Source organism: Desulfobacula sp., from assembly GCF_014237455.1.
GTDB lineage: Bacteria > Desulfobacterota > Desulfobacteria > Desulfobacterales > Desulfobacteraceae > Desulfobacula.
In genome coordinates this window covers 1-26,082 of sequence record NZ_JABZFL010000076.1, presented here as the reverse complement: position 1 = coordinate 26,082, position 26,082 = coordinate 1, and the positions used below count along the sequence as shown (strand labels likewise).

Below are 26,082 nucleotides of genomic sequence, written 5' to 3'. Positions count from 1 at the left end.
GAACCGGGTAATACCGGTTATTTTGAATGTTCTCGGCGGCTCCGCCGCCGAGAATGCGGTGCTGACTACGCATTATAGAAAGGAATATAATGGATAAAAATAGTACACTTTCTGCGACCGATTGGTTTAATAAAGGTTTAAAATGTTTCAATAAACCAGACGGGATTGGTGCTGTCCGGGCATTTGAGGCAGTTGTCAAGATTGACCCTGCCTATCGTCACGAGGATGGTGATAACCCTTATTTCTATCTGGGCAAAATTTCTGAAATCGAAGGACGGATCGACGCCGCGATTCTGTTTTATTCGCACGCTTTGACATTGGACCCGTACGACGAGGAGAGCCTTATTGGCCGGGGAAGTTGTTATACAGTTAAAAAAAATCACGAAGGTGCCGTAGCTGATTTCAAAAAGGTACTGGATATTCCGCCTGAAAGCAGGAATGCACCGTTGCAGCATGTGCTGTATGCTATTGCGGAAAACTACCGCCAGCAAAAGGATTTTCCAAATGCACTTCATTGGGGGGAAAAAGCACTTTCGGAAGACCCTGATAATGATCGACATCAAGAATTGGTTGCCGAAGTCAAAAAACAGATGCGGGACATTTTTTCATAAGCGTGGTATAAGTGCTCTGGTATTGATTCGATAAATTAAGAGAAAATTCAGGATATTATATGTCATTTGATGAACTCGGCCTCAGGGCTGATCTGCTTAAAGCGGTTAAATCCAAGGGGTATACTGAGCCAACCCCCATTCAGACCCGGGTGATTCCCGTGATACTCAAGGGCCGGGATGTCCTTGCCCGTGCCCAGACAGGAACGGGGAAGACAGATGCCTTTGCCCTTCCTCTGGTTGATATGCTCAGCCGTGAACCGGTGAATAAAAGGTATCCCAGGGTCCTTGTCCTGGCCCCCACCCGGGAACTTGCCCTCCAGGTGGGAGAGAGTTTCAAAGCATATGGCAGACGGGTGTCCATCCGGTGCACCGTGGTCTACGGCGGGGTGAACATCGACCCCCAGATTGATCGACTCAAGCGGGGGATTGATATTCTTGTGGCCACACCGGGCCGGTTGCTGGATATTGCCAGGCACAGGTCCTTGAACCTGTCTCACATCGAGTTTCTAGTTTTTGACGAGGCAGACAGAATGCTGGACCTGGGGTTTAAAGAGGAGATTTCCCAGGTCCTTGTCCTGGTGCCTGAAGACCGCAGAACCATGCTTTTTTCCGCCACCTATACCCAGGAGATCCGGGATCTGGCAAAGATTATGCTGGACAACCCAAAATATATTGAGGTGGCCCCGGACAGAAAGGCGGCAGAAGACATTGAACAGAAGGTGCATCTGGTGGAGCAGACAGACAAACGGGCCCTGCTCATTCATCTGATTATTCAGGATGGGTGGACCCAGGCCCTGGTTTTTGTCCGTACCAAACACGGTGCAAACAAGCTCACTGAAAAATTGGCAGACAAAAAGATTTTAGCGGCCGCTCTCCATGGGAACAAGAGCCAGTCCTTCAGGACACGGACCCTGAAGGAATTTAAGAACGGGGAAATTCGTATCCTTGTGGCCACAGATGTGGCAGCCAGGGGCCTGGATATCACCAATTTGCCTCATGTGGTCAACTATGACATGCCCGGGGCTGCTGAAGATTATATCCACCGTATCGGACGTACCGGTCGGGCTGGGGTCCGTGGGATTGCTATCTCCCTGGTCAGCAACAATGAAAAACCCCAGCTTAAAGCCATTGAAAAATTGCTGGATCAGAAAATCCTCAGGCAGGAGGTCAACGGGTTTACCCATGGCGGTACGGTGCCTGATTTTGTTCTGCTGCGGCCCAATGATGAAGCCAGTAAAAGAAAGGCTGACAAGAAGACAAAAGAGATTGTCAATGGTCGCAAGTCCCAGAAGAAATTGTCAAAATCCAGACCAGAGAAATCAAGATCAAGAAAATCAGGTGAAAAAAAGTCCCGGGCTGAGTCCGAACTCAAAACCAATACCCGAAAGAAAAAAGGGGGAAACGGGGACTCCGGATCCCGGCGGTCAGGACTGCCTTCGGGCCGTTCCTCCAAAAAAGGCGGTTTTAAGGGCAAACGTTGAATTTGATATTGTGAATCCGGCTGCCTATGAATCAAGAGAAGAATAAGGGCCACTGAAAGTCAATGAATCCAGACCAGAAACAAGAGATCAAACAGGCCATCATTGGAAAAATGAAGGCCCTGAAAAAGAACGTTGAAACCTTTGGTGACTTGTCAAAACCAGTGTCACCGGATAATGCCATTGGCAGGCTGACACGAATGGAGGCCATTAACAGCAGAAGTATTAATGAGGCTTCTCTGGCAAAATCAAAACTTACCCTCAAAGCCCTTAAAAAGGCTCTTGACTCTATTGAGACTCCTGATTTCGGATTTTGCCTGAACTGCGATGAACCCATTCCCCATAAACGACTGATGATCATGCCCGAAGCCTCCCTCTGTGTGGGGTGTGCAGAGAAACTCAGCACGGGTGAAATCTAAGCAATGGGGGTCTTGATTAGTAATTAAATACGGCGTTATACAGGTTAACACACTAATCAAGATGTGACCAAAAAAAACTGGAGAGCAAGTTAAACCTCCTTTAAATATTACCCAACAATGCTCTTGCACACAGATGGAAACTCCGCTATCGCTCCGTTTCCACTGGTGAAGGGCAACGTTAGAATTGCTTTTGCAGGTGTTTAGTTTAGTTAATGCTCCTAAAGTTCAGGTATTTACAGCACAATAAAGGATATATGGAATTTCCTATAAGAAATATTACGCACACAATAGAAAGGAGGGCAGTCGAAATTTTAACATACTCTTTGCCAGAAGAATGGATTGTAAGAGAAATGACAGAGCGAGATTATGGGATAGATCTTTACATTGAAATAGTGGGAAAAGACAGAAAAGTAACAGGTAAGTTAGTAGCAATTCAAGTTAAGGGAAAAACTGAAATTAAATTTAATTCTAACGGGAAATATACATTTTCCGGTATCAAGAGAGCCACAATAAACTACTGGAATAACTTGCCGGTTCCTGTGTTTACTATTGTAGTTTGTATTAAAACTCAAACTCCGTATTGGGCAAGCATAGACGCACAAAATAGAGAGGGACGATTTAAAGGAGAAAACAAGACAACTTCAGTAAGAATCAAGAAAGAGGATAATTTTAATAAAATAGGTCTATTAGCTTTTAACTTGACTTATTCTCGCGAAAAAAAATGGCCGGGAATTGAATCTGCAATCGAAAAATCACTAATGTCTTTCACTTCTTTTGGTCCTTTTTGTCTTATTTGTAGGCGAAGGCCTGACACCAAAGCATGTTCTACAACAATTCAGTACCTATTGCTTCAGCACTACGAAAATTATTATTTACTTTCAAAACATTTATATAACAAACGACCAAAACCTATAACTTACTGGTATAAAGAGCATTTAAAATATCTGAAAAAAGGTGAGGCTCAGGGGTCTCTACAATTTTCATATAAATTAATTAAAGAAATGATTATTGATTTCGCTAGCGATTATAGAGAAGCAACAAGAATTGCAAATCTATTAGTAGTAAAACATCAAGCCTTCTATTTTTCCAGAAAATTCCCTCACTTATTTGTCCATTTAAAAAAAAGACCTTTAACTTTTGTTGAGTCGGATTGGTTTGCTCGATACTATTGGGATGAATATGAAAATGAAACCCAAAATATTGAAATGAAATTTTTTGATGATTTTGATGGTTATGATTATTTGGATTTAGTTGATGAAATAAACTGTTAAATTACAAATATCATAGAATAGTAAAAGCCTTAAGTCGATGAAGGCCCTATGGCTATTTATCTTTGCAGAATGCTTGATATTATACTCAACAAATAAAAAATTTGACAATCGCACCAATTTTGGTACACTTTGCATATGGATTATGATGACATAAAATTAAAAGTTCATTTTTATAAAACCAGTTCAGGGGCTGAACCTGTTAGAAAATGGCTTAAATTATTGTCCCTGGCACACAAGAAAGCAATTGGGGAAGATATTAAAACAGTTCAGTTTGGATGGCCTCTTGGCATGCCTTTGGTTGAAAAAATAAAACCTTTTTTATGGGAAGTAAGATCAAAGGTTCCAAATGGAATTGCCAGAGTTTTATTCACTGTTGACGGAAATATCATGATCCTATTACACGGGTTTATTAAGAAATCGCAGAAAATTCCTAAGAACGAGCTAAAAACAGCTCTTTCACGATTGAAACAGTATCAGGAGGATTAAAGATGAAAGATAAACATATTGGAAGTAGTTTCGATGATTTTCTTCAGGAGGAAGGTTTGATGGCAGAAGCTGAAGCAATGGCTTTAAAACGCATACTTGCTTATCAGATCCGGCAGGAAATGGAATTACGTAATATTTCAAAAACGGCTCTGGCTAAAATGATGAAAACAAGTCGTTCTTCAGTAGATAGACTGCTGGATCCTAAAAATTCTTCAATAACACTTCTAACTCTGGAAAACGTTGCTGTAGCCCTTGGTAAAAAGCTTAAGCTTCAATTTGCTTAGTTCCCGAATATAAATACCTCAGTGCCTTTTTTGTTTGTAATAAAAAATGGGGTTTACAAAATAGCCTATGCACATTTGGAATGTTTAAAAACCCCAACTTAAAAATTCACCGGATTTCACCGGTTATTTTTGTGTTATAAAAAATGTAAATAGAATTAAAAAAGGGAGATAACCCCAAATGCCATGGATAAATAAAGAATTGTGTACGGGATGCCAAACATGCGTCGATGAATGTTCTGTCGAGGCAATTTCGATGGAAGAAGACATTGCCTTTATAAAAGAAGACGAGTGCATACGATGTGGGGTTTGTCACGATGTATGCCCAGATGATGCAGTTCGTCATGACGGAGAACGAATCCCTGAAGAAGTGCAATCTAATTTAGCTTGGGCAAAAAAGTTGCTATCGCATGAATATTATTCCAATGATAAGACAAAACAAAAACAGCTTATCGATCGTCTGCAACGCTTTTTTGCTAAAAATAAAAAGGTTGCAGAAAGAACCATTGAGCAACTTGGGATTCTGCAGAATACGGAATACGCAGACTAAACCAAGACGGGAAATAGTTTTTTATAACATGGCTGTTACAGGGGACGGCAGGGGGGGGGATACCACGAGAGGCTTTCAAGCATTCTTTTTTCCCAGGGTAGAAAAATCTTGAATTCAATAAACAATAAGACGATCCACTGTTCTGAGTGCAATGCTGCCTGACCTCTCTCATTTTAAGCCCCATATCAGCCCTGAACAGGTGGAAACCTGTAAAAAACGGTTTCAATCCGTTGTTGACTCATATAAACATGGCAGTGACATAGAAAATATTGTCTTGAAAGAGACACACACCAAACGGGTATACCAGGAAATCATATTCCTGGGAACAGAATTGGGACTTGGGGAAAAACAGCTTTGTCTGGCACAAATCACCGCTTTGTTCCATGATATCGGCCGGTTTGAACAATATGCCCGGTACCAGACGTTCATGGACAGACAATCAGAAAACCACGCCATCCTGGGGGTCAAGGCTTTAAAAAAATTGAAGGGGCTCAACTTTCTGGAAAAATCATTGAAAAGTCTGGTGTTCAGAATTATTCTTTACCATAACCGGGCCGTACTCCCGCCAAAAGAAACACCGATCTGCCTCTTTTTTTCCAAGCTGTTGCGGGATGCGGATAAACTCGACATATGGCGTGTGGTCACTGACTATTACTGCCAAAAAGACAGGGGCCGGAATAAAACCATTGAACTGGACCTCCCGGACATACCTGGAATTTCCAAGACCGTTTCAAAGTGCCTGATGAACCAGACCATAGTTGATATCAACCAAATCAGTTCGTTGAACGATCTTAAACTACTGCAAATCGGATGGATATTTGATCTGAACTTCAGACCGGCGTTTAAGGCTGTCCAGTCCAGGCGTTACCTGGAAATGATTTTTGAAGCACTGCCGCCGTCAAAAGAAATTCGTCTGATCTCGAATATGGTTTTTGCCTATCTTGAAAAACAAAATCTCAACAATGAACATGCTACGGTCAAGCCGTAGATGTTTAACGTTCTCGGCGGCTCCGCCGCCGAGAATGCGGTGCGGGCAGGACCGTTGTAACCCTCCCCAAAAACAGGCCATAAGACCCAATGGCTTGGTTTAAAAGTTTCCATTGTATTAAAAAAGGATCAAAGAACAGGAATTCTTACCGAAGGTATTGTAAAAACTCTTCTGACCAAATCTCCTTCCCATCCCCATGGAATCAAAGTCCGTTTAGAAAACGATTTGGTGGGAAGGGTAAAGATTATTCATAATTAAATTTTATATGGCTGAATCACAGATAGTAAGTCCAATTTATTAGACATGTTGGTTGATATATAAAAAAATTAACCAAATTGAGACCATCTTGCAATTTTTAAATGTGCGAAAAATATTATACGTTATCTTGTTCAATGACCATTCTAAGCAAAGCAAAAGGAATAATTATCGTTATGCGCATTTACCATGGAAAAATTTTATCTCTAGATAAAAACAACACCGTTTATAATTATCTTGTTGAGGATAAAGGGCGTATTGTCTATTTGGGAAATTCTCTACCCATAGAATATGCAAATCATAATTCACCATTGGAATTAGGGAATCGTGTTTTACTGCCCTCTTTTGGGGATGGACACATGCATTTCTCAAATTGGGCACTGATTGCGGTCTCTTATTTTGATGTGAGAGACGCAAGAGATATTCGAGAAATCCAGGAAATTATCCAAAAATACATGACCCGGAATAAAAAATTAAAAGCAATTATTGCCTTTGGAGTGTCTAAACACAGTGTTAAAGAAAAACGTCTGATTGAAAGACAGGAACTGGATGAAGTCTGTCCTGATATGCCATTGATAATTATCTGTTATGATGGGCACTCAGCAGTTTGTAATACAAAAATGCAGGAAAAGTTTCCTGACAAAGTTAAAAATTTGAGAGGTTTTATAGAAGACAAAGGCCATTTGTTTAGTGAAGCATATCTGTCAGGGACGGACTATGCCGCATCATTGGTTCCCTCTTTGGATCTTGTAAAAAGTATAGTTAAAAGTTTTGACCTGTTGGCAGAAAAAGGGATTGGATTAATTCATGCAACAGAAGGGATCGGGTTTCCCAAAGATCTTGATATTACGCTAGTGAGTTTGATTGCCAGAGCCAGGGCAAAAAAAAATCGATTCCAAACACGATTATTTTTTCAAACCATGGAAGTGGACAAGGTGATAAAACGCAAATTGCCCCGCATTGGCGGATGTTTTGCTACAGCTCTTGATGGGTGCTTTGGTGCATGTGACGCTGCATTACATGAGCCATACTCTAATGATCAGGATAATAGTGGCATTTTTTTCCAAAAAGAAAAAGAGGTGTTTGAATTTGCTAAAAAGGCAAATCGTGCTGGTTTGCAGATTGAAATGCATGCCATCGGAGATGCAGCTGTTTCCCGGGCTGTAAAAGCAATTGAAACAGCACTGCTGGACTATCCTCGCAAAAATCATCGACATACGATTATTCATGCGTGTCTGATTCTTCCGGATGATTTAAAAAAAATTGCCGAATTAGGAATTGGAATAACGCTTCAGCCAGGATTCCTTATAAGCCCCTTAGAACCTGTAGAGTATTTAAATGAAATCCTTGGCCCACGTCTCAAAGAAAGTTCTCCTTTGCAATCTATTTTGAATGCTGGAATACATCTTAGCGGCGGGTCTGATGCACCCGTAACCCATCCTGATCCAATCGAAGGAATCTATGGGGCATGTAATCATCCTTATGATCCGGATCAATCTGTTTCGATTATGGATGCTTTAAAAATGTATACATACGAAGTGGCCTGGACCTCTTTTGATGAAAAAGAACGCGGGAGCTTGGAAATAGGGAAACTTGCGGATATGATAATTTTAAACCATAATCCCTTAAAACTGGAGTCGAAAAAGCTTCGTTCCTTAAAGGTGGAAAAATTATTTTTAAACGGAAAAGAATATGAAACCGGCATGGGACTCATGGGAATGTTGTGGAATAGTTTTTCAGGAAGAAAGGAAAGAATTTAATCTCAACAAGAAAATGCTGACGGACAAGCCGCAGATGCTCAGGTTATATTAAGCCTGGCGGCAGACGGAACCCTTTTAAAAGTATGATATTCAAAAATGACGTCTTCAAATATTGAAACAATCAGTACTGAAATCTTTTCGGCAATTGCTGAAAGCTTTCCTGTTGTATCTGCCAGTGACGAGTTCTATTATTTCCCCCAAGTACAGCTTGTGAAACCGGAATGGGAGACCTGGGACAGGTTTTCTCCCGATTTTATCACCCATTTTATAAGCAGATTGTATTCCTGGGAAAACAAACTGGTTCAGCTTTTTCCCCACATATCTGCATCCAACTATGCTATTCAGGCGGAACTGCTGCTCCTGAAAAAGCTGGTCCATACCCTTCAGGAACATTTGAATGAGACCAGAACATGGGAAACCCAGCCTACCTTTTACCTGAGCATTGCCTGTCTTGGATTGGCCGAGGCCTTAAACTCAAAGAATCCTGATGCAGCTCACTGCCGGGCCGAAACTCTCCCGAATTTTTTAGATCAGGCCGGGCAAAATTTAAAAAATGTACCTAAGCTGTTTCTTGACCTCGGTCTGGAAATGATTCTGGACACACAAGATTATTTCATATCGCTGTTGCCACGTCTGCCTGAACTTTCACCAGCCCTTGACGCCCTTTTGCAATTTAAACAAATCCTTGCATCCCTTAAGATACGCTCAACGTGTCTTTTACCAAAAAGATTATTGGGTCGTATTGTTAAAAGCCATATAAACTGCGGAATGGATATCCCACAAGTGAATGAAATTCTGGATCTTGAGATTACAAAAATGACAGCCAGGCTGCACCGGGAGGCGAAAAACCTCGGTTGTGATACCTGGCAGGCAGCCTATGAATCTATTCCATTGCCAAATTTCGGACAAGATGGGCTTGTCGAAGTTTACCGTGATGAAGTGCTGCGTCTGGGCCGTCACTGCAGGGATACCGGGCTGGTGCAGGATAAACTGTACCAAAAAAATCCGGTCAGGGTAATGCCGGTACCGCGATTTCTGGCAGCTATCCGGTCAGCATCCAGTTACAGTATTCCTCCTGAACATCCCCCTTCAGGTGGTATATTTTATATCATCAACGCCCATGATCCAGAGGAGATCCATAAAGAATATCATAAAGAATATCAGATACTGTCGGCCCATGAGACCTGGCCGGGACACCATCTGCTGGATATCACAAGGTGGAGTCTAAAATCGCCCGTGCTTCGAGCAGTGGAGCAGCCTGTCTTTTATGAGGGGTGGGCCTGTTTTAGTGAAGTGATGCTGTTTCAGGAAGGCTATTTATCCGGCCCACAGGACAGCCTGATGCTGGCCAAAAGACGGTTGTGGAGAGCCATCAGGGGTAAAGTTGACATAGGGATTCAAACCGGCTCCATGAATTTATCAACGGCAATTGAGTATTTAAATAGAACCGGTATGACCATGGAACAGGCCAGAGCATCAGCCCGGAAATATTCATTGAATCCGGGATACCAATTGTGCTACACAATGGGACTACAAAAATTTACAGCGCTGTTCCAACGTTATGGAAAAAATAATTTGAAGAAATTTTCAAGGGTAGTATTGAATCACGGCGAGATAGGATTTAATGACCTGGAACAGATCATAAAACAGCCTGATATCATCTAACGATAGATTACAATATTTTCATAAGCAACAGTTAAAAAAAGGAAAAAATGGGCTTGGATCAGTCGGAACAATTTTGGGGTTATCATTCGGAATGGAATTTAGGCAGCCCGGGTGGATGGGATTATCAACGCATTACCCAGGAAATCGGTAAATCCGTATGGGATAAACTATTAACTTACGAAAATCCTGAAATCAAGCTGGATTTCATAGACCCCCTCCTGTCCCCGGTAAATGGTTTGGTTAATTTGCTGGTAGAGGCCCACCGTGCCAGAAACGGAGATGAACCTGGACTGATTGCAGTGGTAGCTGAAGAAGAAACCCTTGAAGATGTTGTGGAAAATCAGAATTTTGCTAGGGCCTTGAACAGGGTCGACAATATTACCGGCGCCCTCATGGCTCCTCAGTCCCTGGAGTTAAAAAATAACATTGTCTGTTTTCAGGGACGACCTGTATCTGTTATTTTTATGGATTTTAATTCAGATGTGCTTTTATCCCTCCACAGAAAACATGATCTCACTCCGGTACTTCAGGCGGTCCGGGAAGGCCGTGTCATCAATCCCAGGGGAACGGAACCTATTAATGTTAAAAGTTTGTTTGAGGTGATAACTGATCCTGACATCAACTCCTGCTTCCACAAAGAAACGATTGAACGTACACCCTGGACCCGCCGTTTTTTCCAGCGGCAGACAACCGGCCCAAAAGGAGAACCCATATCCAACCTTGTGGAATGGACCCGTGAAAACTGGGAGCACTTGGTACTCAAACCAGAACGCGGGTATTCAGGTATGGGTGTTCGAGTTGGAGGAATACATGACAATGTTGATGACGAAATTGCACTCGCAATAAAAGAGGGGTCTTATATTGTACAAAAAAAAGTACCGCTTTTTTTATGGGCCGAGGATATTCCAGAACTGGACACAGCGAATCAACGTGTTGTTTTAAACACATTTCAGACTGATTTCAGGTGCCTGTTTGGAGCCGATGACATGTTCGGGTTCGTGGGGCGATACGGTCAGGTACCCACCAATGTGGGCAGCGGAGGCGGGTTTCAACCCATAGCTGTACTCAGGTCAGATATAAGTGTTGCAGAAGCCACGGACCGGATCAACAAAATGATTCTGAATATGGATTACAACCATGTGGCCAAGGTGGTTGAACTCCAGGAGGGGTTGGCCTTGGATAATCATTTCACCTATCTTTTAGGACCCGTTAAGATGGCCCTTCGTCCACGACTGATCACCCCGGGTCAAATTGATCGTCTTGAAAACTATTGTAGGGGAATCTGGGCGGATTGTCTTACTTTAGAAAAGATGTGGAAAAATGATGAGCTGGACCATATGATCAAAATCGAACCCGAAGAACTTGAGATTGCACGGTCACAGCCATGGAACGGTTCTTCAGCCATTTTTGCATCGGATGGTATTTTCAGCTTTGGCGCCCATGAAAAATCCGCAGTAGATGGTATAGCATGACCATACAAGTAGACACTGACTGGTGGAAAAACATTTTCGATGCTGTCTATCTTATGACAGACAGCAGGTCCATATGTGATGATACTCTGACTCAAACCGAGGTTGATTTTATTGAAACCGCCCTGAGTATGAAAAAATCTGCCCCTGTATTGGACTTATGCGGCGGCCAGGGACGTCACGCCGTAGAACTTTCCAGGCGTGGATTCACAAATGTAACCGTTTTAGACTATTCAGACTACCTGATCCAAATGGGGAAACAACAGGCCAATGAACAAAAACTAAATACTTTTTTTGTCCAGGGAGATGCACGGGACACCAAGCTTGCTGAAGAAAGCTTTGGTGCTGTTATCATCATGGGGGGATCTTTTGGATATTTTGCGCATGATAAAGAAAACAAAAAAATCCTAAAAGAAACCTTTCGCCTGCTCATGCCAAAAGCTGAATTGCTGGTGGATCTTCCAGACAAAAAATATGTATTAAAAAATTTCAAACCGATTTCTATTCATAAGGTAGGAGATACTATCGAGGTGACCCGTACCCGTGAACTGGAGCACGATGTGATCTATTGTCGGGAGGTTGTAACCTGTACAGAAAAAGGCTGCCTTCGTGAGAACAACTATTGTGTCCGTCTTTATACCCCTGAAAAGATATCTGGAATACTTAGCTCAATTGGATTTTCAGACATCTCTTTTCAAAAAGATTTTATGGATCGCCAGGAACAGGGAGATTACGGCACCATGACCAACAGAATGGTAGTTAAAGCCCATAAAAAAAAGTGAAATTCTGTTGAATGGCAAGCAGGGCCAAGGAGTATCCCCATTAAAAACGACACCCTAAGAACTTCAAACCAATCCCAACAACTAACATGCACCGGATTTCACCGGTGATTTAGGTTGTTAAATATCATGCAATCTATTAAGATCGTTCACCTAATACATCACTCAGATTAAGGGTTCATTATGACTGCTATTAGTAACTGGAAAATTGTTAAAAAAAGATACAGGGTTTCAACAAAATATCGAATGCAACTGGAATTTAATTTTTCAGAGTACTTAATAGGTAAATGCAGGTTCACTGCCAAGAATACCTATGAAATAAAAACACAAAAAGTATCCCTTTCCAACGACGGTGTAGTTTTTTCAGATACAATACCACTGAGCTGGTTTACTTCATCCGTATTAATCCCCTGGACAAAGGTGATAAAGATTACTATCTCAGATAAAATACCTTCAATTAATGGTGTTTTGAACACGCCGTGGTCATCCAATTTAAATAAACAAACCGTTGATTTTGAATACTGCTCACTAGAACTCCATGATCCGCTGGAAATAACAATCGATTTGCCATGGTCAAAGGAGTGTACAAATTATGTTCAGACGAAAAAACTATTTGATATTTAATCAATCATGCAGCAGACCAATAGAGGTTTGCCGCCCCTTGTTCCCTTCCTGTCGGTCGGGGTGCCAGAACTCAAATGTTAGCATGAAAAATTATATAACAATTGAGATGCTGATTTTTAGTCAGGCCAAGTTAATAAGGAAATAGGGGTCAAGTCTCTATTTGACTCTTGTTGGACAAAACTCAACAACGAACATGCTGACGGATAAACTGCAGATTTTCATGTTCGACAGGGAAATTAATGATCGAAGAATATTTGACACACTGAATGACGTTGTCCAAAGGGTAGGTCGTGAGCCTATTGCCTTAATAGGGCATGATGGGTTCTAACTCCTATTCTATTAGGATTTTTATATTCTCTTCATTTCACATTATAATTGTGGTAAAATTACAAATTAATAAAGTAAATTATTTGAATTCATCGACCAGCCATTTTGAGGGAGTATCATTACCAAATGTCACAGCCAGACCTTAATGTTAATAATTTTAAAATTACACTTTCCTATGACGGACAAAACTACTTTGGTTGGCAGCGTCATGGTGACAAACCAACTCTTCAATATGCCATAGAAAATGCCATAGAGCAGGGATTCGGTACTCGCGTAGCTGTGAAAGGTTCTGGTCGGACAGATCGGGGGGCACATGCAAACGGTCAAGTGGTGAGTGTTAACTTGCCTTCTGCCATTCAGGTTGGTGATATTCAGGAAAGTTGTAATGATTTTCTTAGTGAAAATATTCGAGTAGTAGATGTTGAGTCTGTACCGCTTGATTTCCATGCCTGTGACAGTGCTATAGCTAAACATTACCGATATGTTATCTGGAATGAGAGGAAACTTCCAGAGAACCGCGCAGGGCGAGTTTGGCATGTTAAAGAGCCATTAGATGTCGAGGCTATGATTGATGCATGTTCTGTTTTTGAAGGAGAATATGATTTCTCTTCGTTTGCTACCCGTCCAAATTTTAAGCAAAAATCTACCACTCGCACTGTAAGTAAGGCAGTAATGTTTGAGGAGCTGCCATTAATAACTTTTGATATTTATGCTAATGGGTTTCTGTATAAAATGGTGAGAAATATCGTTCGAGCCATCGTCAAAGTCGGAGAGGGTCGTTATCATCGTAATGATCTATACCGCATCATAAAAGCCAAAGACAGGAAAGCCTCGCCAGGAACTGCTCCAGCATCTGGTCTTTATCTAGAACAAGTGTTTTATTCTCAAGATGACTTAACCAAAAAACTTGGAGAGGGAGCTTTGTTATGAGTCAATTTGAACATCAGCGCCATAAGACCGGCTCTAACCTGACTCGTGGTCGTGAAATTATTGTTGCCTGTGCGCCAATGCGTAGCAATGTGAATATTTCAACGATTGCTCGAACAGCAAGTGCCTGTGCCATTGAGAAACTTGTATTGACTGGTAATGCTAGCCTTATTTCAAAAATCGCAAGAGATGGCGCTGAAGAGTTAGAGGTGTCTGTTCATAGAACTCTAAAACCCGTTCTTCTGAAGCTACGAAAAGAAGGCTACAGATTAGTGGGGCTAGAACAAGCTACAAATTCTGTAAGTATGCATGACTATGCATTTCTACGAAGATCCGCCCTTGTAATAGGTAACGAGCGAACAGGCTTGACACCCGATGTCCTTGAAGTGCTAGATGATGTAGTAGAAATCCCTGTCTATGGTCTTCCCCACAGTTTCAACGCAGCAACAGCCACAAGTATGACTCTCTACGAATATTGTAAGCAATACCCTCAAGGCTAAATTCATGAGTATACTCCTTTTGTGAAAATTGTGACCCTTTATTGAGTCATTTGAAGAGTATACACGATTTCAAAATTTTTCCACCGCATAGCGGCTTCCTCCAAGAAAACGACACCATCCTTAAAGAACTGGAAGAGACTGCCAGGGCCATGGTTGCCCCGGGCAAAGGCAATCTGCTGCAAACGGCACGCCTTTTTCAAAAATTTTATCAGACAAAGGTATTATCCCGGGCATAAAAGTGGACAAAGGGCTTGTTCCTATCATTGAACCTGAAATTCTACCCAGCATGGTGACAAGCCGCAGATGTTTGCGTTCAATGTCAGTGAAACAAGAAAATTTGTGAACAAACAAGGAGGGGACTAAATTGATGCAAGAAGATCAAAAAGCCAAAGGTATTATGATTCTGATTGAATTTAAAGATACGGTGGGTTTGCAGAATTTTACAAATGAAATGGAAAAAAGAAATATTAATGGACTTTTAATGGTTACACCTGAATTTGTTAAGGATAATTGTGACAATATCAAGGCGGTCATTAAAAAGGGGGTGGAAATAGTTGGGACAAATGTTGAAGCTCCTTTTTGGGATATTCCTTATGAGGTCCAAAAGAAAAGAATTATTGATATGACGAAAAATATAGAAGCTTGTACGGGTATTCCCGTTAGAATTATATCTTCTCGCTATATGGCCTCAGATATGACAACACTTAGAGTTGCTGAAGAATTAGGCATTCCTTATATTACTTCTCGCGGCACAACAGACACCAAGGCAACGGTATATCAACCTGAAGGGTATAATACAAAAATTCTATCTATTTCCAATATTCCAATAGCGACTTTTAAATATGGCAGTCTTTGTGATTATTCTTTTTTTGAAAGAGCAGGAACACCTCAGGACATGAGAGATGAATTAGATAGGGCGCTTGAACCATTAACAGACAAAGAAAAAATAAGATATGGCATTTACCATAAAATAACACCCGTTTCACATACTTGGATTGGCGGATATTTGAAACCATGGCATGATATGTGGATAGAATTTTGGGATAATACAACTCATAATATTGAATGGGTGTCTTTAGATGAATTTATGGCGGATTCAGATTGGGTGTTGCCTCCCTGGCAAATTCCTATAAATAAAAATGCGCCATATACACCAGAAAAAATGAGATTGTTAATTTCTTATGAAGATGAAGAAAAAGTACAGAATACATCTATAACAAAAAGAGGTTGACCCGGCATCAAATCCTTCCCCAGAAAACGAACAATGGGGTCCACCGTAAAAATTATTTTTACAAATTGTTAAAAAGGTGACTTTAGCATGAAAATAGAGATTATCGGCGCTGAATCACTGGGTGTCCGGGGACTGTGTTGTTTTGTTACTGTTGCCGAACAAAAAATTCTTATTGATCCCGGGATCGCCCTGGGGTTCCTTCGTAAGGGCCAGGCACCGCACCCGGCTCAGGTGGCGGAGGGCGAGGTAATCCGGGGAAAAATCATACAGGCCTGGAGACTTGCCACGGACATTGTTTTCAGCCATTTTCATGGCGACCATGTCCCTCTGGTGAATGCAAACCCCTATCAACTGGATGCCGCCTTGGTGGCCGATTTGAATCCCGGGGTCCGGATCTGGACAAAATCACCCGATTTTTTAACTGCCAAGGAACGAAAAAGATCTGCAGCCCTCAAAGAACGGCTGGATGCTCGATGGCAGGAGGGGACACCGGGAGTTGGTCCACTGCGTTTTTCCGTGCCCGTGCCCCATGGAGAGAAAACAGAGCGCAACGAAAGGGTGATCATGACCCGGATTGAGGATGACACTGTGTTTGTGCACACCTCGGACATTCAGCTTCTGGATGACGACACCGTTGATCTTGTTCTTGAGTGGCAGCCGGATATACTGCTGGCCGGCGGCCCGCCGCTCTACCTTGAACAACTGAGTTCAAAGTTGCGTAACCGGGCCTGGCAAAACGCAGTACGGTTGGCCGGTTCGATGGACATACTGATTCTCGACCATCACCTGATGCGAAGCCTTGAAGGGCTGCAGTGGTTGGACAGTCTTTTATTCAAATCCGGCCGCCGGGCTCTCTGTGCGGCTGATTTCATGGGAGCACCGCGTCGCCTTCTAGAGGCTGAAAGAAAAACGCTTTATGAAAAAATTCCGGTCCCTTTGGGATGGCATCAGGATTATGCAGAGGGGAAGGCTACCACGAAAGGCTTTCAAGCATTCTTTTTTCCCAGGGTAGAAAAATCTTGAATTCAATGTTTAATTTATCATATTGTAAAAAAAATGAAAAAAGCAAAAGGATCTATTATAAAGGATATCAGCATCGAATCAAAAAACAATAAGACAATCCACTGTTCTGAGTGCAACTTAGCCTGCAACACTGAAGATCTATTCACCATCGACAACCGGCAAGTGTGCCGAAAATGTCTTTTTGGAAATGGTTCACCTGTCACTATCTACCCCATTGGAATTGTAAACAACAATCTCGAAAGGGACCACACACCGTTTGGAAGAAAAGGGACTGACACGGTTTCTAAAATCGAGCTGTTACCTTCCCAAAAGCGGTTTATGTCCGGGCTTGACCAGGAACCCGAGATTACAATAGTTTACTATCTGCATAAATCCCGTTCGGTTAAGACATTCTTTAAGCGGGGAATTGACGGCAAACAGGTCGGGGTGTTTGCCTCCCGGACCCCGGACAGGCTCTCAAGGATCGGGATCCAGGATGTAAGTCTCCTGGATATCAAGGGCACCACATTGTTTGTTAAAGGACTGGATGCCGTCAGCGGGACTCCGGTGCTGGATATAAAATTAAAAATTTGATTAAGGTGATTCTGATTAACGGGGGCTGGCCAGGGGTCAATCCTTAATTTTTGTATTATAGATCCCAACAACCCAAATGAACTGGGTGAAACCGGTTATTTGGAGTGTTATGTGGTTTAAATATCTTCCAGAATGTAAAAATAAATTCAACAGTCCAAATCTACAATAAAATTGCAGGCAAATACGCAAGATCCTTTAATGGAAGTCCAGAAGAACGGAGTATCATTTTAGAATTTATAAAGGATCATACTCCATTTAAAGGAATCAGTATTGAAGAGGTTTTTGAAAATTTAGAATCTTTGGTTGAAATGGGCATCGACGGGGTCGAAACCTCTCGCGGTACCCTTGCTTTTTCAATGTTTGATATGTGTCGTGGAGGTGTCCCTTCAAAAGAAATGTCCAAGATCATGCCCAAACCGGCACAGGCCATGACTAACATTGCCTTAAAGCTGAACTATCCGGAAAAGAAATTCGCTTTTACTGAGGCCTACAACAGACTACCCGGTAAAAAACTGAAAGAAGTATTAAATGACTGCCCATTGATCCTGGTTGGTGGAATGAGAGGCTTTCCACTCATGGATCAAATTGTGACAAATGGAGAAGCTGATTTCATATCTTTATGTAGACCATTGATACGGGAGCCCTTGATTTTGAAAAAATGGAGTCAAGGCAACACGAATGAGCCGGCTTGCGTCAACTGCAATAAATGTTTGGCTGGATTAGCGCATCATATGGTTCTTCAATGTCGGGAGAAAAAGAAGTTTTAATTGCTTTCCACATTAATTTTTTGCACTTAAGTGAAATATGAAAACTAAAACTAAAATATTAATTTATTTGATTTTATTGGCTATTTTTGATTTGATCATCCCGTTCCCGATTACTGCTGTGATTTTACTTTATGTGCTTTTTAATAGGCCCGTTTGGTTTAAAAAATATGTAAAAGATATTTATAGGGGCTCCTGGAAATTATTATGACCACACTCATTGACCTTACCCATCCCATCCATGAAGATATGCCTGTTTATCCGGGCACGGAACAGCCGGTAATCAGCACCGGCTGTTCCATTGAGCAGGATGGTTTCCTTGAAAAAAAGATCACCTTTTACTCCCATACAGGCACCCATATGGATGCACCGGCCCATCTGATAAAGGGCGGAAAATATCTGGACCAGTATGATATCAGCCGTTTCTACGGCAGCGCTATAGTTGTACACCTTGAACTCAATGAGGATAAATCCATAGATCTTGGGGTTCTCAACCCTGTTGAGAGTCAACTGAAAAACACTGATTTTCTGCTGATTCATACAGGCTGGAGTCGTTATTGGGGAACGGACGACTATTTTGCCAACTTTCCGGTACTCACCCCGGAGGCTGCTGAGTGGATGGCAGGGATAGGGTTAAAAGGCATTGGGCTTGATGTCATCTCTGCGGACAGTGCCGATACTCGGACATATCCCATCCATAAGATTCTTCTTGGATCGGATATGGTGATTGTTGAAAACCTGGCAAACCTGGATCAGCTGCATGAGGGGGCTTTTGAATTCAGCTGTTTTCCCCTTCACTTTCAGCAGGCAGACGGATCTCCAATCCGGGCAGTGGCCAGTATATAGCGTATATAGGGGCGATCCACGCTGATCAACTCCGCCGTGACCGGGAAAATCAAGGTGCCACAGACTGGAGAAAAAAGAGCCGTGGCATGACAAAAGGATAAACGTATGACAGATGACAGCCGCATTCAGATCTATAGCATTACATGCTTCATTTAATTTTTTTAAATCCCTTTCTTATATTGGGTCTTTGTTGTGGGGTGTATCATTCGTTTCAGCGCTTTGCCTGCCTCAAGGTTTCCATGTAAAAAATTTTCAAAAAGCTTTACGATCCCGACTTTATCCATCTTAAATTTCGTTTCAGTTTTTATATCTCTTAAGTCAATTGAGAAACCAGAAAAAATATTCGGTAAATCTGTCACGATATCTGTATTTAGAAAATTTTGATGATTATAGATAGAATGGTAGTTCCCTTGTGTTTTTTCAATAAACATAGGAACCTTGTTTAAATTGGTAATGGATGAAGACTTCTTGCAATTTTGAACACAGTTTTCATCCATTGATGTTTTTTTACACCCAATCACCTGATGAAGTAGACATTGCCTGCTGGTTAGAAGAACAATCGGATGATAGATACTATAATACAGTTTGAAATTTTCAGGATGACTAATGCTCCTTAGCTGATACTTACTGATTTCGTTTGAAATAAATGTGCCATAACAATTAAAATTTTCTTTTAAACAGAAAAGGCCAAATGAATTAACCAAATTCAAATAGGGTCCGGCAATCCAGGCAATTCCTTTTTTATAGGCTTCATAGGCTATCCCGGCATTGTTTGTTACAATCATCTTTGGTTGAACCTGTGATAAAAAGTCCAACGCCGCCGTATAGTTGTCTCCAATCAAGACCGATGGAAACCAGGGAATTAATTTTTTGTTTTTCAAGAAAAAATTAATGAATTCAGAATGCCCTTTCTTTACCCCCTCATGTTTAAAAGAGTTTGGTAATTGAAAAAAAATATCTGCTGAGGTCTTGTCACAAAGGGACAAATCTTTTTGGGAATTGATTAATATCGAAAGAACCGGTTTGGTTTTTAAAGGGCTTTGTTTGTTTAAAAAGGGAACTTCAACAGGATCTTTCATTTCTTTTTCACCCTTCAAAATGTATAAAATCCTTTTTTTGATTGAAGAGATTTCATTAAAAGAGATGAAAAGACCGGATTGAAGATTTTCTAATTCCAGATGCTCAATATAATATTGCGTATCATTTATGGCTTTGAGTCTTTCTAATAAAAAATTGTAAGTCAGGCACTTGGAGATGCTTTGCTCATTTTTGGGGACAAGATTGGTTTTTGAAAAAACAACAAAGGATGTGTCTATGGCTTTTACACAAAATTTCAAAGGCGTGTTGGCCTTGCCTGAAATGCTTATGGTTAAGGGAGATTTCTCGATGCTTAATAGTTTGATTTTGTTTTTAACCGTTGTGTTGATTGCAGCTTTTGCTTCATAATATTCGATTTCTCCTTGTGCCAGTTTTTTATTGCCAAAGTTTTCATCAATACCGGAAAATTGTTTGATTGAATAATCCCGGGGATTATCAATAAACATATTTTTATTAATATCTCCCTTTAAATAGGCATTTGAAAAATCTCGATTAAATACCTTATAAAGATCACCAGTGTCATTATTCAGATCGTTTTGATTATAAAAACGTTGGAGTTGTTTTTTCCAGCAATTTACCACCGTATAGACGTAATCAAGCTTTTTTATTCTTCCTTCTATTTTCAAGGCGTCAACCCCGGCGTCCGAAAGTTTTATAAGATCAGTATAGGCACAATTGTCCTTAAGATTAAGGGGGAAATTTTTACCTTCAGGCGTGGTCAAATATCTATCCCTGCAAGGTTGACTGCATCTGCCGCGATTTCCAGAATTTCCTGAATGAACCGAACTGATATAACAGAGTCCTGAAAAAGACAGACAATAGGATCCGTGAACAAAAACTTCGGTTGAAATCTTATTTTTATGGGCTGTCAAAGTTAACGCTTTTATCTCATGGATATTCAGCTCTCTTGATAGATTAACCCGGTTAACCCCAAGTTTTTTTAAAATTTTTACCTGACCTTCGTTGTGGGTATTAAACTGAGTCGATGCATGGATTTCCAAGCCTTTAAAATACTTGGACAGCAGATAAAACAATCCTAAATCCTGAACAATGACCCCATCAATCCCTGTATTGATCAGTTTATTTAAAATGCTGAAAAGAAACCGAATTTCACTTCCCATTATGAGGATATTAAGTGTTAAAAAAACTTTGCAATGATTTTGATGCGCCAGATTTAAAACTCCATTTAAATCGTCAAAACTGATATTGGCTGCCCGGTTTCTTGCGTTAAATTGATTCAGTCCACAGTATACGGCATCGGCTCCGGCAACAATGGCAGCTTTAATAGAATCGATATCGCCACCAGGTGCCAGCAGTTCAATCTTTTTTTGCCCGTTTTTTTCAGTCCCGATTTTTCCCATAGGCGTACTTATAGCATAGTTGAAATTTTATAGATGAAAAAATGTAGAAATGGGGGTCACACCTTGGTTGTTGTCTTATAAATCTCAACAAGCAATGAAAAATATGGCATGAAAATATGGGGTCGGGTCTTGAATTATTATTAATCCTCAATATGAATCAATTCTTTTAGCCTATCAATACTTGTGGTAAATATAAGAAAAAACAAAAATTCAAGAAATGATAATGATTAAATCGAAAATAAAAATAAGATCTAAATATGTACCCGAAGGTATTAAGATTCTTTATGAAGACCGGGACATCATTGTAATTGATAAAAGTTCTGGCCTTTTGAGTGTCAAAGCCAGGTATGAAAAAGAAAAAACGGCTCATCAGTTATTAATAAATTATGTGAGAAAAGGGAACCCAAAGGCAAAGACCAACCTGTTTGTTGTTCACCGTTTGGATCGTGAGACATCGGGCGTCATGGTTTTTACAAAAAGCTATGAACTTCGTGAAAAATTTGCGGCACAGTGGAAAAATGTGGAAAAAAAATACCTGGCAGTTGTCCAAGGTAATTTAGCAGAAAAAAGTGGTATTATTGAATCTTATCTTGCGGAGAAAGACGATTATATGATGTCTTCTGTGAAGACCCCGGAAGAAGGCAAGCTGGCCCGAACCAGATATCGAGTAATAAAAGAGTCCAGGGACTATAGTTTATTGGAAATAGATCTTTTGACAGGTAAAAAAAATCAGATCCGTGTTCACCTGTCCGACAGAGGCCACCCAATTCTCGGCGATTTAAAATATAATGAAAACCCTCAGGGGCGTTTGGCCTTGCACGCACTCTCAATCAAATTTAAACACCCGTTTAATAAAGAAGAAATGGTATTTGAAACTAAAATACCAGATTATTTTTCAAATTGTTTTGAGATTCAAGATAAGGATGGAGACTTGCCCCGGAAGACTAAACCCTTCAAAGGTCCAAAAAAGCACCAAAAAAAGGAGATAAAGAAAAAACGGGGATAAAAATAAAGACTCAACAACTAAAATGCTGACGGACAAGCCGCAGATTTTCAAGTTCATGGCGGCTCCGCCGCCATGAATCCCGGTGCTGACTACGTCCAGCCCCTTGTTCCGTCGCCTCTGGCGCCAGAACAAGGAACTGGACCGGTCACCGCATTATATGTAAAAAGAGCAAAAACGAAAAAGATGACAAAAAAAAATTATCCGCGTACTGTCCTCTCTATGTTATAGAAAAAACGTTACTAATGTTATGTGTGATAGAATAAATCATCCATCATAAAATGATTCCGCTTGTATTCTGACTATGATGGAAATACAATCAAAAACAATATTTCACAAACCATAGCAAAGGGGAAAATTATGGCTAAGGGAAGAGATGCGCAAAAAGCCGTTAAGAAAAAGTCAGAAAAATCATTGAAAGAAAAACGTAAAGAGAAGAAAGCCAAAAAAGATAAAAAATAGCACCCTATTCAAATAGGCTTTAAGGCTGACGCTCCCCTTAACAAAGTGAATTGAAAAAAATTCTTTTCCCAAGATTGAGAGGTTTCAATAGAAAATGATCGAATTAAAACAGAAAATCGCATTATTCATAGATGCGGACAATGCTCCTGCGAATAGGTTTGAAGACGTTCTAAGCGAAGTGGCAAAGTATGGTGTAGTAACATGGGAATTGGAAAAACCCCTCTCTAAAGCCATGGGAAGAGCTTTTACACGAATATGCGATTCAGCCGGTACAACAATATGACCTCACAAAGGGAAAGAATGCCTCGGATATTGCACTCGTTATCGATGCAATGGATGTGATGTATACGAAAGACATAGATGTCATGTGCTTTGTGTCATCCGACTGTGATTTCACTCCAATGGTTACACGAGCCCTCGCTGAAGGAAAGGTTGTTTTGGGATTTGGTGAACGTAAAGCGCCGTCTCCATTTGTGAATGCATGTTCCAAGTTTTTATTTTTAGATCAGGAACCGAAACAGAATGGAACGGTACAAACAAAATCAAAAAATCTGAAATCTGATACCAAACTGATAAATTTGCTCCGCACAGCGATTGAATCAACAGAAGAAGATAGTGGCTGGGCGGCACTCGGTCCGGTAGGAGCACATATATCGAATAAAACCTCTTTTGACAGCAGGAATTATGGCTATAAAAATTTAAGCAGTCTTTTAAAAGCGATAGACCTGTTTGAGCTAAAACGCGGTACAGGAAACTCTTATCTTGTCAGAGATACTCGAAAAAAAAGGCCTACTTAGCAAGACATTTTCATTCGATTGGAGTTGGGATCAAACCTTAATTTTTGCACTATAAATCTCAACAAGCCAAATGAAGCGGATAATACCGCTTGTTTGGGGTTTTGGGCGTCAGCAATTCAAATTAAATAGAGATGGAATTCAAAAATTTTATTTTTTTCAACAGAGGGTGATATTGACCCGGGACATTATAGAGAGGTGGACTGGTAAAATGAATAATTTATATGATGCAATGGAAGAACCGCGTTATTGCGGAATACCGACATTTATGAGAGCACCTCACATAAATGATTTTAATGACATTGATATTGCCTTTCTCGGGATTCCCTATGACGGTGCGGTTGAAGCCCGTTCAGGCGCAAGGCAAGGACCAAGGCAAATCAGAGATTATTCAAGCATGATGCGTAAAATTCATCATGTCACGCGAATAAACCCCTATGATCTATGCCGGGTGGGGGATGTTGGGGATGTGCAGTTTAAAAAAATATTTGATGTAAAAGCAAGTCATAAAAATATTCAAGAGTTTATTGAAAAACTTCATAGCGCTTCGGTTATTCCAATCAGTGCAGGAGGGGACCACTCCATTACACTGCCCATTATAAGAGCCATTGGAAAAGACAAACCCGTGGGTCTGATTCATGTTGATGCCCATACCGACTGTTGTGATGAGGAAATGAATTCCAAATACAGCCATGGCACACCATTTCGAAGAGCAATTGAGGAGGGGGTGCTGGACCCGAAAAGAACCATACAGATCGGAATCAGGGGTGCCGCCAACTCTGAAGAGTGTTGGGAATTTGGACCAAAACATGGAATTCGGATTATCTATATTGAGGAATTTTCAGCCCTGGGTGTTGAAAAAGTGATTCATGAAGCAAGGAAGATTGTTGGAGATAAAAGGACATATCTTTCTTTTGATATTGATGGTATTGATCCGGCATTTACACCGGGTACAGGCACGCCTGAAATTGGTGGCATCCTGCCCATGGAAGCCCAGAGATTGATTCGGGGTTTGCGGGGATTGAACATAATTGGAGCAGATCTTGTGGAAGTCTCACCGCCGTTTGATCCGTCGGGTAACACCGCTTTGATTGCAGCAACGATAATGTATGAAATATTGTGTATCATCGCTGATGCAAAATTTAATTAAATAATAGTCGGAGCGTATTATATGAAAAAACTTAGCGTAAAAGGACAAAAATGATTCGAAGAGACTGGAATTATAATGAAAGATGTTAAAGAACCAACCTATACGCAATTCATAACAGGAGATATACCAAGGTTTGATGATCGTAATACTGCATTCAGCAAAGGACAGCGCGAAGGGAATAAATATACCTCCATGCATAATCAATGTGTGGAAAACTTAAAGAAAAAGAAAAAAGGGAAAACTGTTATTGATGCTGCAACATTTTCAGCAGGCGCCACTGTTGACTATGTTGTCAGAAAAAATCTTTTGGGTCGAGAGATAGTTCCTGTATATAACACTACCCATAGATTAAAATCCCCAGACCCTGAAAAAATATCTTCTATTGTGAAAGAGAAGGCCCGGTGGATCGGAGCAGATCTTGTGGGGATTGCAAAAACAGACCCTCGATGGATTTATACTCACTGGGGAGAGCAAAATGTCCGATACTCACAGGCCGCTGAAGTGGGTGACCCAATCGAGATTGCAGAAGATTATCCCTATGTGATTGTTATGGCACATGAAATGGGTTATGAAATGGTGAAGAGGAGCCCTGCTGTGGAAGCGGATACAGATATTGAGTATTCTAAAGGTGCCTGGTGTTCAGCATCACTTGCGACATTTATTGCTGAACTGGGATATCGGGCTATACCAGCTGTAAACGAAATCGGGATCAACGTACCTCTGGCCGTTGATGCAGGTCTTGGAGAAGCAGGAAGAAACGGACAACTGATCACGCGGGATTATGGTCCAAGGGTTCGAATCAGCAAAGTTTTTACAAATCTTCCTCTGGTATCGGACACGCCCATTGATATCGGGGTACAAAAATTTTGTGAGGTATGTAAGCTGTGCAGTACGTATTGTCCCAGCAAATCTTTGATGAAGGGAGAAAGAACAGATCAACCCTGGAATTTCCACAATGCTCCGGGCATAAAAAAATGGCCTATCAAGGCCATGCAGTGTCTTGATTTCTGGGTAAAAAACGGGAATCACTTCTCAGTCTGTATCCGTGTCTGTCCCTGGAACAAGCCCAATAATTTGCTTCACAAGTTTGTCCGATTTTTTGTAGAACGCAATATCATGAGCAAAACCATCGTATATTTCGACCAGTTGCTGGGTTATGGAAAACAAGCGAAAGATTTAGGATACGATATTGGAACTCATCTGGAACCCCAAGAGCAAGGAAGTGGTCCTCCCTCAAAAAACTGGAATCAAAATTAAGCTGTTTTTCTGTAAGCGCTCAAGGAACCGCATCTTCAAATTGGATTCAGGGCATGAGATGATAAGCCAACTTTAACATCAAAGGAGGCTTACAACATGGCAGACAGATCCAAAGTAGCAAATAAGAAGC

28 protein-coding genes and 1 pseudogene are annotated in these 26,082 nt (G+C 41.0%); 28 read left to right on the top strand and 1 reads right to left on the bottom strand.

The window, feature by feature from the left end; all coding sequences use genetic code 11:
- The first annotated feature begins 89 nt into the window (after positions 1 to 89).
- The 23 genes and pseudogenes from HGJ91_RS11325 to HGJ91_RS11215 all read left to right on the top strand — a co-directional run bounded on the left by HGJ91_RS11325 (position 90) and on the right by HGJ91_RS11215 (position 18,827).
- Positions 90 to 611: a tetratricopeptide repeat protein gene (locus HGJ91_RS11325; RefSeq protein WP_291347860.1), complete on the top strand. Its 522-nt coding sequence runs from the start codon at positions 90 to 92 to the stop codon at positions 609 to 611.
- Between the two features lie 59 nt (positions 612 to 670).
- A complete protein-coding gene (locus tag HGJ91_RS11320) occupies positions 671 to 2,092 on the top strand; it encodes a DEAD/DEAH box helicase (protein ID WP_291347859.1) in 1,422 nt (473 codons plus the stop codon).
- Between the two features lie 62 nt (positions 2,093 to 2,154).
- The gene (locus HGJ91_RS11315) at positions 2,155 to 2,508 is read left to right on the top strand and encodes a TraR/DksA family transcriptional regulator (protein ID WP_291347858.1); all 354 of its coding nucleotides are present in this window, start codon (positions 2,155 to 2,157) and stop codon (positions 2,506 to 2,508) included.
- A gap of 254 nt (positions 2,509 to 2,762) precedes the next feature.
- Entirely contained in the window at positions 2,763 to 3,779 is a 1,017-nt protein-coding gene (locus HGJ91_RS11310; protein WP_291347857.1) for a DUF4365 domain-containing protein, read from the top strand.
- A 135-nt stretch (positions 3,780 to 3,914) separates the two neighbouring features.
- Positions 3,915 to 4,265 carry a type II toxin-antitoxin system RelE/ParE family toxin gene (locus tag HGJ91_RS11305; protein ID WP_291347856.1) on the top strand — a complete coding sequence of 117 codons (351 nt, stop codon included), beginning with the start codon at positions 3,915 to 3,917 and terminating at the stop codon, positions 4,263 to 4,265.
- A 2-nt stretch (positions 4,266 to 4,267) separates the two neighbouring features.
- Positions 4,268 to 4,549 carry a helix-turn-helix transcriptional regulator gene (locus HGJ91_RS11300; RefSeq protein WP_291347855.1) on the top strand — a complete coding sequence of 94 codons (282 nt, stop codon included), beginning with the start codon at positions 4,268 to 4,270 and terminating at the stop codon, positions 4,547 to 4,549.
- Between the two features lie 178 nt (positions 4,550 to 4,727).
- A complete protein-coding gene (locus tag HGJ91_RS11295; protein ID WP_291347854.1) occupies positions 4,728 to 5,096 on the top strand; it encodes a 4Fe-4S binding protein in 369 nt (122 codons plus the stop codon).
- Positions 5,097 to 5,247: 151 nt separating this feature from the next.
- The gene (locus HGJ91_RS11290; RefSeq protein ID WP_291347853.1) at positions 5,248 to 6,084 is read left to right on the top strand and encodes an HD domain-containing protein; all 837 of its coding nucleotides are present in this window, start codon (positions 5,248 to 5,250) and stop codon (positions 6,082 to 6,084) included.
- Positions 6,085 to 6,180: 96 nt separating this feature from the next.
- Positions 6,181 to 6,342 (top strand): annotated as a pseudogene (locus HGJ91_RS11285) (YwbE family protein); the annotation flags it as partial.
- A 173-nt stretch (positions 6,343 to 6,515) separates the two neighbouring features.
- The gene (locus tag HGJ91_RS11280) at positions 6,516 to 8,099 is read left to right on the top strand and encodes an amidohydrolase (protein ID WP_291347852.1); all 1,584 of its coding nucleotides are present in this window, start codon (positions 6,516 to 6,518) and stop codon (positions 8,097 to 8,099) included.
- A 96-nt stretch (positions 8,100 to 8,195) separates the two neighbouring features.
- Entirely contained in the window at positions 8,196 to 9,764 is a 1,569-nt protein-coding gene (locus tag HGJ91_RS11275; protein ID WP_291347851.1) for a DUF885 family protein, read from the top strand.
- Positions 9,765 to 9,811: 47 nt separating this feature from the next.
- Positions 9,812 to 11,236, top strand: a complete 1,425-nt coding sequence (locus HGJ91_RS11270) for a hypothetical protein (protein ID WP_291347850.1) — start codon at positions 9,812 to 9,814, stop codon at positions 11,234 to 11,236.
- The gene (locus HGJ91_RS11265; protein ID WP_291347849.1) at positions 11,233 to 12,015 is read left to right on the top strand and encodes a class I SAM-dependent methyltransferase; all 783 of its coding nucleotides are present in this window, start codon (positions 11,233 to 11,235) and stop codon (positions 12,013 to 12,015) included. The genes HGJ91_RS11270 and HGJ91_RS11265 overlap by 4 nt, the downstream gene beginning before the upstream one ends.
- A 180-nt stretch (positions 12,016 to 12,195) precedes the next feature.
- Positions 12,196 to 12,636, top strand: coding sequence for a hypothetical protein (locus tag HGJ91_RS11260; protein WP_291347848.1), 441 nt, complete (start codon positions 12,196 to 12,198; stop codon positions 12,634 to 12,636).
- Positions 12,637 to 13,089: 453 nt separating this feature from the next.
- Positions 13,090 to 13,893: a tRNA pseudouridine(38-40) synthase TruA gene (truA, locus tag HGJ91_RS11255; RefSeq protein WP_291347847.1), complete on the top strand. Its 804-nt coding sequence runs from the start codon at positions 13,090 to 13,092 to the stop codon at positions 13,891 to 13,893.
- Entirely contained in the window at positions 13,890 to 14,390 is a 501-nt protein-coding gene (locus tag HGJ91_RS11250) for an RNA methyltransferase (protein WP_291347846.1), read from the top strand. Before truA ends, HGJ91_RS11250 begins: the two co-directional genes overlap by 4 nt.
- Before the next feature lie 50 nt (positions 14,391 to 14,440).
- On the top strand, positions 14,441 to 14,626 hold the full coding sequence (locus HGJ91_RS11245) for a hypothetical protein (RefSeq protein WP_291347845.1): 186 nt from the start codon (positions 14,441 to 14,443) through the stop codon (positions 14,624 to 14,626).
- Positions 14,593 to 14,733, top strand: coding sequence for a hypothetical protein (locus HGJ91_RS11240; RefSeq protein ID WP_291347892.1), 141 nt, complete (start codon positions 14,593 to 14,595; stop codon positions 14,731 to 14,733). The genes HGJ91_RS11245 and HGJ91_RS11240 overlap by 34 nt, the downstream gene beginning before the upstream one ends.
- 24 nt (positions 14,734 to 14,757) lie before the next feature.
- Positions 14,758 to 15,621, top strand: coding sequence for a hypothetical protein (locus HGJ91_RS11235; protein ID WP_291347844.1), 864 nt, complete (start codon positions 14,758 to 14,760; stop codon positions 15,619 to 15,621).
- Positions 15,622 to 15,708: 87 nt separating this feature from the next.
- Positions 15,709 to 16,644, top strand: a complete 936-nt coding sequence (locus tag HGJ91_RS11230) for a hypothetical protein (protein WP_291347843.1) — start codon at positions 15,709 to 15,711, stop codon at positions 16,642 to 16,644.
- A gap of 33 nt (positions 16,645 to 16,677) precedes the next feature.
- On the top strand, positions 16,678 to 17,217 hold the full coding sequence (locus HGJ91_RS11225; protein ID WP_291347842.1) for a TrmO family methyltransferase: 540 nt from the start codon (positions 16,678 to 16,680) through the stop codon (positions 17,215 to 17,217).
- 104 nt (positions 17,218 to 17,321) lie between these two features.
- Positions 17,322 to 17,984, top strand: a complete 663-nt coding sequence (locus HGJ91_RS11220; RefSeq protein ID WP_291347841.1) for a hypothetical protein — start codon at positions 17,322 to 17,324, stop codon at positions 17,982 to 17,984.
- A gap of 204 nt (positions 17,985 to 18,188) precedes the next feature.
- The gene (locus HGJ91_RS11215) at positions 18,189 to 18,827 is read left to right on the top strand and encodes a cyclase family protein (protein ID WP_291347840.1); all 639 of its coding nucleotides are present in this window, start codon (positions 18,189 to 18,191) and stop codon (positions 18,825 to 18,827) included.
- 161 nt (positions 18,828 to 18,988) lie between these two features.
- On the opposite strand, the gene HGJ91_RS11210 is transcribed toward HGJ91_RS11215, so the two are convergent.
- Entirely contained in the window at positions 18,989 to 21,286 is a 2,298-nt protein-coding gene (locus HGJ91_RS11210) for a peptidase U32 family protein (RefSeq protein ID WP_291347839.1), read from the bottom strand.
- 223 nt (positions 21,287 to 21,509) lie between these two features.
- Between HGJ91_RS11210 and HGJ91_RS11205 the strand changes: the two genes are divergently transcribed.
- The 5 genes from HGJ91_RS11205 (at position 21,510) to HGJ91_RS11185 (ending at position 25,952) form a co-directional block, all read left to right on the top strand.
- Complete coding sequence (locus tag HGJ91_RS11205) at positions 21,510 to 22,292, top strand: RluA family pseudouridine synthase (protein ID WP_291347838.1); 783 nt, start codon at positions 21,510 to 21,512, stop codon at positions 22,290 to 22,292.
- A 553-nt stretch (positions 22,293 to 22,845) separates the two neighbouring features.
- Complete coding sequence (locus tag HGJ91_RS11200; RefSeq protein WP_291347837.1) at positions 22,846 to 23,034, top strand: hypothetical protein; 189 nt, start codon at positions 22,846 to 22,848, stop codon at positions 23,032 to 23,034.
- The gene (locus tag HGJ91_RS11195; protein WP_291347891.1) at positions 23,012 to 23,548 is read left to right on the top strand and encodes an NYN domain-containing protein; all 537 of its coding nucleotides are present in this window, start codon (positions 23,012 to 23,014) and stop codon (positions 23,546 to 23,548) included. The genes HGJ91_RS11200 and HGJ91_RS11195 overlap by 23 nt, the downstream gene beginning before the upstream one ends.
- Positions 23,549 to 23,756: 208 nt before the next feature.
- The gene (gene speB, locus HGJ91_RS11190; RefSeq protein WP_291347836.1) at positions 23,757 to 24,695 is read left to right on the top strand and encodes an agmatinase; all 939 of its coding nucleotides are present in this window, start codon (positions 23,757 to 23,759) and stop codon (positions 24,693 to 24,695) included.
- Positions 24,696 to 24,770: 75 nt separating this feature from the next.
- The gene (locus HGJ91_RS11185; RefSeq protein ID WP_291347835.1) at positions 24,771 to 25,952 is read left to right on the top strand and encodes a reductive dehalogenase; all 1,182 of its coding nucleotides are present in this window, start codon (positions 24,771 to 24,773) and stop codon (positions 25,950 to 25,952) included.
- Positions 25,953 to 26,082 lie beyond the last annotated feature (130 nt).

What these genes read in the sequence shown, in the direction of transcription:
- HGJ91_RS11325 (WP_291347860.1), top strand. Translation starts at nt 90, where the DNA reads ATGGATAAAAATAGTACACTTTCTGCGACCGATTGGTTTAATAAAGGT.
- HGJ91_RS11320 (WP_291347859.1), top strand. Translation starts at nt 671, where the DNA reads ATGTCATTTGATGAACTCGGCCTCAGGGCTGATCTGCTTAAAGCGGTT.
- HGJ91_RS11315 (WP_291347858.1), top strand. Translation starts at nt 2,155, where the DNA reads ATGAATCCAGACCAGAAACAAGAGATCAAACAGGCCATCATTGGAAAA.
- HGJ91_RS11310 (WP_291347857.1), top strand. Translation starts at nt 2,763, where the DNA reads ATGGAATTTCCTATAAGAAATATTACGCACACAATAGAAAGGAGGGCA.
- HGJ91_RS11305 (WP_291347856.1), top strand. Translation starts at nt 3,915, where the DNA reads ATGGATTATGATGACATAAAATTAAAAGTTCATTTTTATAAAACCAGT.
- HGJ91_RS11300 (WP_291347855.1), top strand. Translation starts at nt 4,268, where the DNA reads ATGAAAGATAAACATATTGGAAGTAGTTTCGATGATTTTCTTCAGGAG.
- HGJ91_RS11295 (WP_291347854.1), top strand. Translation starts at nt 4,728, where the DNA reads ATGCCATGGATAAATAAAGAATTGTGTACGGGATGCCAAACATGCGTC.
- HGJ91_RS11290 (WP_291347853.1), top strand. Translation starts at nt 5,248, where the DNA reads ATGCTGCCTGACCTCTCTCATTTTAAGCCCCATATCAGCCCTGAACAG.
- HGJ91_RS11280 (WP_291347852.1), top strand. Translation starts at nt 6,516, where the DNA reads ATGCGCATTTACCATGGAAAAATTTTATCTCTAGATAAAAACAACACC.
- HGJ91_RS11275 (WP_291347851.1), top strand. Translation starts at nt 8,196, where the DNA reads ATGACGTCTTCAAATATTGAAACAATCAGTACTGAAATCTTTTCGGCA.
- HGJ91_RS11270 (WP_291347850.1), top strand. Translation starts at nt 9,812, where the DNA reads ATGGGCTTGGATCAGTCGGAACAATTTTGGGGTTATCATTCGGAATGG.
- HGJ91_RS11265 (WP_291347849.1), top strand. Translation starts at nt 11,233, where the DNA reads ATGACCATACAAGTAGACACTGACTGGTGGAAAAACATTTTCGATGCT.
- HGJ91_RS11260 (WP_291347848.1), top strand. Translation starts at nt 12,196, where the DNA reads ATGACTGCTATTAGTAACTGGAAAATTGTTAAAAAAAGATACAGGGTT.
- truA (WP_291347847.1), top strand. Translation starts at nt 13,090, where the DNA reads ATGTCACAGCCAGACCTTAATGTTAATAATTTTAAAATTACACTTTCC.
- HGJ91_RS11250 (WP_291347846.1), top strand. Translation starts at nt 13,890, where the DNA reads ATGAGTCAATTTGAACATCAGCGCCATAAGACCGGCTCTAACCTGACT.
- HGJ91_RS11235 (WP_291347844.1), top strand. Translation starts at nt 14,758, where the DNA reads ATGCAAGAAGATCAAAAAGCCAAAGGTATTATGATTCTGATTGAATTT.
- HGJ91_RS11230 (WP_291347843.1), top strand. Translation starts at nt 15,709, where the DNA reads ATGAAAATAGAGATTATCGGCGCTGAATCACTGGGTGTCCGGGGACTG.
- HGJ91_RS11225 (WP_291347842.1), top strand. Translation starts at nt 16,678, where the DNA reads ATGAAAAAAGCAAAAGGATCTATTATAAAGGATATCAGCATCGAATCA.
- HGJ91_RS11215 (WP_291347840.1), top strand. Translation starts at nt 18,189, where the DNA reads ATGACCACACTCATTGACCTTACCCATCCCATCCATGAAGATATGCCT.
- HGJ91_RS11210 (WP_291347839.1), bottom strand. Translation starts at nt 21,286, where the DNA reads ATGGGAAAAATCGGGACTGAAAAAAACGGGCAAAAAAAGATTGAACTG.
- HGJ91_RS11205 (WP_291347838.1), top strand. Translation starts at nt 21,510, where the DNA reads ATGATTAAATCGAAAATAAAAATAAGATCTAAATATGTACCCGAAGGT.
- HGJ91_RS11200 (WP_291347837.1), top strand. Translation starts at nt 22,846, where the DNA reads ATGATCGAATTAAAACAGAAAATCGCATTATTCATAGATGCGGACAAT.
- speB (WP_291347836.1), top strand. Translation starts at nt 23,757, where the DNA reads ATGAATAATTTATATGATGCAATGGAAGAACCGCGTTATTGCGGAATA.
- HGJ91_RS11185 (WP_291347835.1), top strand. Translation starts at nt 24,771, where the DNA reads ATGAAAGATGTTAAAGAACCAACCTATACGCAATTCATAACAGGAGAT.